The following is a 2675-nucleotide window of genomic DNA, read 5'->3' on the forward strand; positions in this document are numbered from 1 at the left end:
ATAGACCAGTTACGCCCGGGAATGACCCGGCCGCAAGTACGGTTTATCATGGGTAACCCTCTGCTTGTCGACACGTTCCATGCCGATCGCTGGGATTATCTGTACAGCCTGCAACCGGGTGGCGGTGAACGCCAACAGGAACGCATCAGCGTTATATTCAACTCAAACGACCAGCTTGTCAGCCTGTCCGGTGACTTTATGCCGGGCGTAAGCCGTGACGAAGCCATTCTCGGCAAGGACAGTGGCACAACAGTGACCGCTCCTGCTGAAAACGCCGAGAAGCCAAAACCGGAAAAACCGGTCAAGCCAGGTTCCTTGCTGGATCAGATCCAGAAGGATGTCGATGGTGTAGAAACCGTTCCGGTTCCAACACCAGAGCCGCTGGATACCTCGCCGCAATAATTTGCGAGGCAATAAAAAACCCGGACATTCCGGGTTTTTTATTGCCTGCAATTTAGCTCGCTTACTGTTCTCGAGCTTTTGCCGCCGCAGCCTTGGCGGCACGCAAACGCCGCACCTCTTTGGGATCGGCAAGCAGGGGGCGATATATTTCGATGCGATCCCCCTCCTGAATCAGGCGAACCTGAGGATCGGCAATCACTTTGCCAAAAATCCCCACCGGGCACTCCGCCAGATCAAGCTCCGGGAACTCGTCGCCAATGCCTGAGCTGAGCAACGCCTCACGCACGGCAATCCCTTCGAGAACACTGACGGTGCGCAAGACCTGACGATCAACGGCCGCGTACACGACCTCTATCTCGATCACCGGCTCAACCGTGCATCTGCTTGGCGCGCTGGCAGAATGCATCCACCAGCGTGTTCGCTGCCTGATTGAACAACGGCCCCAGCGTAGCGCGCACCAGCGGACCCGCGTAATCGAACGACAGATCGAGGCTGATCTTGCAGGCCTTCTCGTTCAACACCTTGAACACCCAGACGCCGTGCAACTGGTTGAACGGCCCCTCTTCGAGGTTCATCTCGATCGATTGCCCCGGCACCAGCGTATTACGTGTCACGAAGTGCTGACTGAGCCCGCCCTTGGCCACGCCAACACTGGCACGCATATGCTCGGGCGAACTTTCCAGCACTTCAGCAGACGAACACCACGGCAAGAATTCCGGGTACCGCGCCACGTCGTTGACCAAGTCATAAAGGAACTGCGCCGGATAAGGCAGCAGGGCAGATCGTTGAATATGTGTCGTCATGTGAGCGTTACTTCCAGAGCTGAGCGGCAAACACTACAACAATGCCGATAGGCGCAACGTAGCGCATCAGGAACAAAGACAGGGCAAACAATGCCGGGTTACGGATCGACAACTCGTCACGCACTGCTTCACGGCCCATCACCCAACCGGCAAACAGCACAAAGCACAGCCCGCCGAGCGGCAACATGATGCGCGAGGTGAAGAAGTCGATGACTCCGAAGAAATCCAGACCACTCTGCGCACCCCATTGGTAGAGATGGAACATCCCGCCTTCGTTCACGAAAAATTTGGCTTCCTTCCAGATATTGAAAGAGAACACCGTACCCAGACCGACGAACCAGCAAATGAATGCCAGCCAGAAAGTCACCCAGGTGCGGCTGATTTTCGTGCGCTCGACCAGGTATGCAACCATCGGCTCCAACAATGAAATCGCCGAACTCCAGGCAGCAATCGCCACCAGAACAAAGAACACAACGCCCATCAATTGACCGAAAGCCACATTACCAAAGGCAAATGGCAGGCTGACGAACATCAGGCCAGGCCCCTCACTGGGATTCAGGCCTCCGGCGAAGACAATCGGGAACAAGGCCAGACCTGCGACCAGCGACACAAAGGTATCGAGCAGTGCTACGCCAACCACTGTGCCGGACAACGACGCGTTCTTCGGCATGTAAGCGCCGTAGATCATGATCGAGCCCACACCAACGCTCAGCGAAAAGAATGCGTGCCCCATCGCCGGCAACAAACCGTCGAGGACTTTTTCCGGGTGGAAGTCGAACATGAAATGCACGCCTTCCATGAAATGTCCGGTGGTCATGCTGTAACCCAGCAACACCAGAATCATCACGAACAACAGCGGCATCATGATGCGCAAACTGCGCTCAAGACCGGCAACCACGCCTTTGGCGATCACCAGCGCCGACAGCAGCATGAAAACTGTGTGCCAAAGTGTCAGACGCCATGGGTCGGCGATGACATTGCCGAAATAGGCGCCGACCTGATCGGCGGTGGCGCCCTGAAAGTCGCCGCGCCCCATATCGACGATGTAGTCCAGCGACCAGCCGCCGACCACGCTATAGAAAGACAGGATCAACAATGCCGTGATCATCCCGGCAAACGCGCCCCACGACCACTTGGCCGAGTGCCCCGCCTCAAGCGCCAGCGCCTTCAGGGCATTCGCCGGACTCTGCCGTGCGCGCCGGCCGATCAGGGTTTCAGCGAGCATGACCGGGACCCCGATCAGTGCGATGCACGCCAGAAACATCAACACAAAGGCGCCGCCGCCGTAGACCCCGACCATGTAGGGGAACTTCCAGATACTACCCAGTCCCACGGCCGAACCGGTCGCGGCGAGTATGAATACCCAGCGGCTAGCCCAACTGCCGTGGACAGAAACCTTGTCTGTCGACATCGTTTATCACGCCCAAGCGTTAGAAAAAGATGACTCAATGTACGGGATTCAATCAACCA

At 57.0% G+C, this 2675-nt stretch carries 4 protein-coding genes; 1 reads left to right on the forward strand and 3 read right to left on the reverse strand.

From position 1 onward, the window contains the following. A partial coding sequence (locus ACIOWE_RS19055) for an outer membrane protein assembly factor BamE (RefSeq protein ID WP_401394463.1) occupies positions 1 to 402 on the forward strand: 402 nt, incomplete at its 5' end. A 61-nt stretch (positions 403 to 463) separates the two neighbouring features. Here ACIOWE_RS19055 and ACIOWE_RS19060 read toward each other — a convergent pair. Genes ACIOWE_RS19060 through ACIOWE_RS19070 form a run of 3 tightly spaced genes read right to left on the reverse strand, consistent with a single transcriptional unit; the run spans position 464 to position 2616 of the window. Beyond that, positions 464 to 808 (reverse strand): RnfH family protein, encoded by a 345-nt coding sequence (locus ACIOWE_RS19060; RefSeq protein WP_401394466.1) that lies wholly within the window; start codon positions 806 to 808, stop codon positions 464 to 466. Continuing rightward, positions 771 to 1205 (reverse strand): type II toxin-antitoxin system RatA family toxin, encoded by a 435-nt coding sequence (locus ACIOWE_RS19065; protein WP_016986510.1) that lies wholly within the window; start codon positions 1203 to 1205, stop codon positions 771 to 773. The genes ACIOWE_RS19060 and ACIOWE_RS19065 overlap by 38 nt, the downstream gene beginning before the upstream one ends. Before the next feature lie 7 nt (positions 1206 to 1212). Further along, positions 1213 to 2616, reverse strand: coding sequence for a sodium-dependent transporter (locus ACIOWE_RS19070; RefSeq protein WP_401394469.1), 1404 nt, complete (start codon positions 2614 to 2616; stop codon positions 1213 to 1215). Positions 2617 to 2675: the final 59 nt, after the last annotated feature.

The organism is Pseudomonas sp. NPDC087598 (genome assembly GCF_044743525.1).
In the GTDB taxonomy this organism is placed as follows: Bacteria; Pseudomonadota; Gammaproteobacteria; order Pseudomonadales; family Pseudomonadaceae; genus Aquipseudomonas.

Bases quoted from the DNA above. Each gene is read 5' to 3' on its own strand.
- ACIOWE_RS19060 (WP_401394466.1), bottom strand. From the start codon at position 808: ATGCATTCTGCCAGCGCGCCAAGCAGATGCACGGTTGAGCCGGTGATC.
- ACIOWE_RS19065 (WP_016986510.1), bottom strand. From the start codon at position 1,205: ATGACGACACATATTCAACGATCTGCCCTGCTGCCTTATCCGGCGCAG.
- ACIOWE_RS19070 (WP_401394469.1), bottom strand. From the start codon at position 2,616: ATGTCGACAGACAAGGTTTCTGTCCACGGCAGTTGGGCTAGCCGCTGG.